Source organism: Methylobacterium sp. WL18, assembly GCF_008040015.1.
Lineage (GTDB): Bacteria > Pseudomonadota > Alphaproteobacteria > Rhizobiales > Beijerinckiaceae > Methylobacterium > Methylobacterium mesophilicum.
In genome coordinates this window covers 1-5,198 of the sequence record NZ_VRVD01000326.1, presented here as the reverse complement: position 1 = coordinate 5,198, position 5,198 = coordinate 1, and the positions used below count along the sequence as shown (strand labels likewise).

Here is a 5,198-nt window from a genome sequence, read left to right as displayed (position 1 = left end):
GCGCGCGACCTGCGGGCGCTGGTCGCCGACGCGGGCCTGCGCCACGACGCGCTTTCGGCCGCCCTCGACCTGTTCGAGGAGCGCACCGGCTTCATCGCGGCGCGCGGCCTGCCGATCGAGCGGTTCCGCTTCCAGGGCGGCTTCGCCCGCAACCTCGACTACTACACCGGCTTCATCTTCGAGGTGAACGAGGGGGACGGCCCGATGCTGGTCGGCGGCGGCCGCTACGACGGCCTGCTCGGGCATCTCGGCAGCCCGGTGCCCCTGCCCGCGGTGGGCTGCACCTTCTGGGTCGAGCGCGTGGCGGGAGCCGGCCGATGACCCCCTCGGACTCGGGCGCCATGCCGCTGATCCTCGCCGTCCCGTCCAAGGGACGCCTCCAGGAGAACGCCAGCGCGTTCTTCGGCCGGGCCGGCCTGCGGCTCGCCCAGGGTGCCGGCGCCCGCGACTATAGGGGCAAGCTCGTCGGCGTGCCGGGGGTCGAGGTGCGCTACCTCTCGGCCTCGGAGATCGCCGCGCAGCTCGCCTCCGGGGCCGCCCATCTCGGGGTGACCGGCGAGGACCTGATCCGCGAGACCCTACCGGACGTGCGCGGCCAGGTCGAACTCCTGACCCCGCTCGGCTTCGGCAACGCCACCGTGGTGGTGGCGGTGCCCCAGGCCTGGATCGACGTGCGGGCGATGTCCGACCTCGACGAGGTCGCGGCGCTGATGCGCACCCGGCACGGCCGCCGCCTGCGGGTCGCGACCAAGTACGTGAACTTGACCCGCCGGTTCTTCGCCGAGAAGGGGGTGGCCGATTACCGGATCGTCGAGAGCCTGGGCGCCACCGAGGGCGCGCCGGCCGCCGGCTCCGCCGAGATCGTGGTCGACATCACCACCACGGGGGCGACGCTCAGCGCCAACGCCCTGAAGGTGCTGGACGACGGCATCATCCTGCGCTCCGAGGCCAACCTGGTCGCCTCGCTGAAGGCCCCCTGGGGCGAGGACCAGCGGACGGCTTTGCGCACTGTGCTCGGCCGCATCGCCGCCGAGGAGCGCGCCCGCACCACCCGGGAGGTCCGGGCCGCTCTGCCGGAGAGCGGCACCATCGACCTCGCCACGATCGCGGGCCTGCACGAGGCCGAATTGCCCTACGGCGCCCCGCGGGGAAGCGACGGCGAGATCGTGATGCGCTGCCCCGAGGGCGCGGTGTTCGCGCTCGCCGGCGCCCTGGTCGAGGCCGGCGCCCGGGCCGTGACGGTCCGGCGGGTCGACTACGCCTTCGCGGCCGAGAACCCGCTGGCGGAGCGGCTGCTGGCGCGGCTTTGAGAGGCGCTACGCTGGCTCAAGTCGAAGCAAGTCGTGCCTCGCGCATGACGGGTTGCAGGCATCGCTCTGAGCCGCGCACCCGTCACTGCGGCCCCTGTTTGGCGAATTCCGCCAGCACCCCGCGCAGCACTTTCAGCCGGGTCTCGTAGAGGCCGCGCAGGCAGGCGATTTCGGCGCCGCAGGCGTGGCGCTCCTTGAGCCAGGCTTCCTGGTCGTCGCGCAGCTTGGTCTGGCCGCCCATCGGCAGGACGTCCTTCAGGATGGCGAAGCGGGTCGCCATCTCGACATCCATGTCGTTGAGCGGGAGATGGGCGCAGATCGCCCTCTCGTCGGGGGTCTCGGCCTTGTCGCAGGCGAAGCTCGCGGCGCGGGTGGGGGCGGCGGCGAGAAGAGCCAGCGGCAGCAGGAGCGCGAAAAGCTTGGTCATGGCCCCCAACGGCCCGGCCGGCGAAAGGCTCCGGCCCCGTCGGCGTGACGGATCCCGGATCCCGGGATCAGAAGCCCGGCTTGACCACCGCCAGGACGACGATGCCGATCAGCAGGAGCGTCGGCACCTCGTTGAGCACCCGGTAGAACTTGTGCCCGTGGGTGTTCCGGTCGGCGGCGAAATCCTTGACCATCCGGGCGAGCCAGCCGTGGATGCCCGACATCGCCAGCACCAGCAGGAACTTCGCCTGGAGCCAGGGGCTCGCGTAGAAGCCGCTCATCCAGGCCAGCACCAGCCCGAACGCCCAGGTGGCGATGAGGGCGGGGTTCATGATCGCCTTGAGCAGGCGCCGCTCCATCACCTTGAAGGTCGCCGATTGCGCCTCCGAGCCCGGCGGCAGGCTGGCGTGGTAGACGAACAGCCGGGGCAGGTAGAGCATGCCCGCCATCCAGGCGATCAGGCTGATGACGTGCCCGGCCTTGATCCAGTCGTACAGCACGGGCCCTACCGGCGCAGCCGCGCGAGCATGCGCTCGACATGGGCCACCGGCGTCTGCGGGGTAATGCCGTGGCCGAGGTTGAAGATGTGCGGCAGGTCGGCGGTGGCCTCCAGTACCGCGTCGACCCCGGCATCGAGGGCGTCGCCGCCGGCGATCAGCGTGTCGGGATGCAGGTTGCCCTGGGTCACCATCGTGGCCGGCACGTGCCGGCGCAGGGCCTTCAGGTCCACCGCCCAATCCACGCCCACGGCGTCGGCGCCGGTCTCCGGCACCACCCGGCCATGGCCGTCGAGGCCCGAGCCGCGGGCGAACACGATGATCTTGGCGTGCGGCACCCGTGCACGGACGCCCGCGATCATCCGGGCAATCGGGCGGAGCGACCAGCGGGTCAGGGCGTCGAGGCCCGCGTCGTCCGGCAGGGCGCTCTCGGTCACGTCGCCCACCGGCTCGACGATATCCCCGGAGGCCGGCACGGCGCGCGGCAGGGTGCCGGCATGGGATTCGAAGATCTGCACCGCGTCGGCGCCCGCCTCGAGCTGGCGGACGAGATATTCGGTCTGCACCGTGACGAGGCGGTCGATCAGGGTGTCGACCAAGGCGGTGTCGCCCTCGGCCAGCGCCCGGGCGGGGGCGAGGTCCGGGGTGCCGCGGCCGCCGATCATGTAGCTCGCCACCGTCCAGGGCGCGCCGCAGAAGCCGAGCAGGGTGGTCTCACCGGGCAGTTCGGCGCGCAGCCGCTTCACCGTCTCGAAGACCGGCGCCAAGTGCGAAAAAATCGCCGGATCGCCGGCCTCGCGCAGCCGCCCGAAGGCGTCGCGGCCGTCCAGGGGATCGAGGCGCGGCCCCTCGCCCTCGACGAAGCGCACGTCCTGGCCCAGCGCATGGGGGACGACCAGGATGTCCGAGAACAGGATCGCCGCGTCGAAGCCGAAGCGGCGGATCGGCTGCAGGGTCACCTCGACGGCGAAGTCCGGGCTGTAGCAGAGGTCGAGGAAGGACCCGGCCTCGGCCCGGCTCGCCCGGTATTCCGGCAGGTAGCGGCCGGCCTGGCGCATCATCCAGGCGGGGGGCGGTCCGATCGCCTCGCCCTCGAGGACGCGCAGCACCTTCCGCTCGGACTTGCCTCCGGACCCGCGCTCCGTCCCCGTCATCGTCGCTCCCTTTCCGTCCCCGTCATTCCGCATGCCCGTCGGCGGGCGTCCTGTCGAGTCGAGGCGCGCCGGATCCCCACACAGGCCCCTCTCGAAAAGAAAAGAGAGATTCTAGGACTCTGTTTTTTCTATTGGGGGGGCTCAACACGGTGGTGCAAGCGGGTCCACAGGCCGTCCCCGCCGTCGCGCCGTTAACGAGGCTTTAAAGGATTCGCTCCATGTTGCGAGAACGGCCAAGTCCAACAGCGGCTTGCGAACGCCGAGTCCGGTACGTGCCCCCGTTGCGTCCCGGATTCTCCCAGGCGCCCGGATTCCGCGCGTCCGTATGGCGGACCTGTGAACGGCGGAGTCGATAAGGCGCGGCCCCTTCGCCCTGGACCTGCCCGAAGCCGCATCCTATCCACACTCATCGACTCCCCTGGCGGCCGGCAGTGGATAACGCCTCCGGCGAGACGAAGGCGACCCGATGGGCCGGAGCTACTTCCACCTTCACCTCGTGTCCGACTCCACCGGCGAGACGCTGATCAACGTCGGCCGGGCGGCGGCCGCGCAGTACGAGGGCGTCTCGGCGATCGAGCACGTCTATCCGCTGGTGCGCTCGGCGGCGCAGCTCGACCGGGTGATCTCGGAGATCCGGGCGGCGCCGGGCCTCGTGCTCTACACCCTGGTGGGCGGCGACCTTGGCGAGCGGCTCGAGGAGGTCGCCCGCGAGACCGGCTCGCCCTGCCTGTCGGTGCTGCGCCCGGTCCACGACCTGCTGCGCGCCTATCTCGGCGCCGAGACCACGGCCCGGCCGGGCGCCCAGCACATGCTCAACGCGGAGTATTTCAAGCGCATCGACGCGATGAACTTCACGCTGGCCCACGACGACGGCAACCTGCCCGAGGACCTGGAGGATGCCGACGTGATCCTGCTCGGGGTCAGCCGGACCTCGAAGACGCCGACCTCGATCTACCTCGCCAACCGCGGGCTCAAGACTACGAACCTGCCGCTGGTGCCCGGCATGCCCCTGCCGCCGGCGATCGAGCGGGCCCGCAAGCCCCTGGTGGTCGGGCTGTTCGCCTCGCCCGAGCGGATCGTGCAGATCCGCCAGAACCGGCTGTCGAGCCTGAACGCCGACGAATCCTCGATGTATGTCGACCGCTCGGCGGTGGCCGACGAGATCACCATGTCGCGCCGGCTGTTCACCAAGAACCGCTGGCCGACCATCGACGTGACCCGCCGTTCGATCGAGGAGACCGCCGCGGCGATCGTCGACCTCTACCGCGACCACCGCCTGAAGTTCATCGCCGACTGAGGCAAGTCCGGGTTCCCAAAGGGCTCAGCCCTTTGGCGGGGATTGGGGCGGAGCCCCGAGATACCAGGGCTCTGCCCCGGACCCGCACAAGGTCGAAGACCTTTTGAAACCATGACCATTTTCAGCCGCCGCTGAGAACCGTCCGCATCAGGGCGATGCCGGCCAGCAATCCGAGCAATCCGGCCGCCACCGAGACCGTCACGTAGAGGGCCGCGGCGGCCAGATGGCCGCGCTCGTACAGGCTGATCGCGTCCAGCGAGAAGGTCGAGAACGTGGTGAAGCCGCCCAGCACCCCGGTGGTCAGGAACAGCCGCGCCGGGTGCCCGGCCGCGCCGCGCAGGGCGAAGCTCTCGGCCAGCACGCCCATCAGGAACGAGCCGAGCACGTTGATGACGATCGTGGCGAGGGGAAACCCGAAGCCCGGCAGCAGCCGGGCGACCGCGACGTTGACCCCGTGGCGGGCGCCGCCGCCGAGTCCGGCCCCGAGGATGACGATGAGGGTGTTGATCATGCC

Annotated in this window: 7 protein-coding genes; 3 read left to right on the top strand and 4 right to left on the bottom strand. The window is 70.9% G+C overall.

What is annotated here, in order from left to right; all coding sequences use genetic code 11:
• Positions 1-321, top strand: a 321-nt coding sequence (locus FV228_RS19620; RefSeq protein WP_187277824.1) for an ATP phosphoribosyltransferase regulatory subunit, incomplete at its 5' end; no start/stop codon positions are given.
• Positions 318-1,310: an ATP phosphoribosyltransferase gene (hisG, locus tag FV228_RS19615; protein ID WP_147856153.1), complete on the top strand. Its 993-nt coding sequence runs from the start codon at positions 318-320 to the stop codon at positions 1,308-1,310. The genes FV228_RS19620 and hisG, both read left to right, overlap by 4 nt.
• Positions 1,311-1,392: 82 nt before the next feature.
• Here the strand turns inward: hisG and FV228_RS19610 are convergent, their stop codons facing one another.
• The 3 genes from FV228_RS19610 to FV228_RS19600 all read right to left on the bottom strand — a co-directional run bounded on the left by FV228_RS19610 (position 1,393) and on the right by FV228_RS19600 (position 3,387).
• Positions 1,393-1,737: a lysozyme inhibitor LprI family protein gene (locus tag FV228_RS19610; RefSeq protein ID WP_147856152.1), complete on the bottom strand. Its 345-nt coding sequence runs from the start codon at positions 1,735-1,737 to the stop codon at positions 1,393-1,395.
• Positions 1,738-1,804: 67 nt separating this feature from the next.
• Positions 1,805-2,236 (bottom strand): protoporphyrinogen oxidase HemJ, encoded by a 432-nt coding sequence (gene hemJ, locus FV228_RS19605; protein ID WP_147856151.1) that lies wholly within the window; start codon positions 2,234-2,236, stop codon positions 1,805-1,807.
• 5 nt (positions 2,237-2,241) lie between these two features.
• Positions 2,242-3,387 carry a uroporphyrinogen decarboxylase gene (locus FV228_RS19600; protein WP_147856150.1) on the bottom strand — a complete coding sequence of 382 codons (1,146 nt, stop codon included), beginning with the start codon at positions 3,385-3,387 and terminating at the stop codon, positions 2,242-2,244.
• A 466-nt stretch (positions 3,388-3,853) separates the two neighbouring features.
• On the opposite strand from FV228_RS19600, the gene FV228_RS19595 reads away from it, so the two are divergent.
• Positions 3,854-4,684 (top strand): pyruvate, water dikinase regulatory protein, encoded by an 831-nt coding sequence (locus FV228_RS19595; RefSeq protein ID WP_058190745.1) that lies wholly within the window; start codon positions 3,854-3,856, stop codon positions 4,682-4,684.
• Positions 4,685-4,805: 121 nt separating this feature from the next.
• Here the strand turns inward: FV228_RS19595 and crcB are convergent, their stop codons facing one another.
• Positions 4,806-5,195, bottom strand: a complete 390-nt coding sequence (crcB, locus tag FV228_RS19590; protein WP_147856154.1) for a fluoride efflux transporter CrcB — start codon at positions 5,193-5,195, stop codon at positions 4,806-4,808.
• Positions 5,196-5,198 lie beyond the last annotated feature (3 nt).

Coding starts and splice junctions, on each gene's coding strand:
- hisG (WP_147856153.1), top strand. CDS start 318: ATGACCCCCTCGGACTCGGGCGCCATGCCGCTGATCCTCGCCGTCCCG.
- FV228_RS19610 (WP_147856152.1), bottom strand. CDS start 1,737: ATGACCAAGCTTTTCGCGCTCCTGCTGCCGCTGGCTCTTCTCGCCGCC.
- FV228_RS19600 (WP_147856150.1), bottom strand. CDS start 3,387: ATGACGGGGACGGAGCGCGGGTCCGGAGGCAAGTCCGAGCGGAAGGTG.
- FV228_RS19595 (WP_058190745.1), top strand. CDS start 3,854: ATGGGCCGGAGCTACTTCCACCTTCACCTCGTGTCCGACTCCACCGGC.
- crcB (WP_147856154.1), bottom strand. CDS start 5,195: ATGATCAACACCCTCATCGTCATCCTCGGGGCCGGACTCGGCGGCGGC.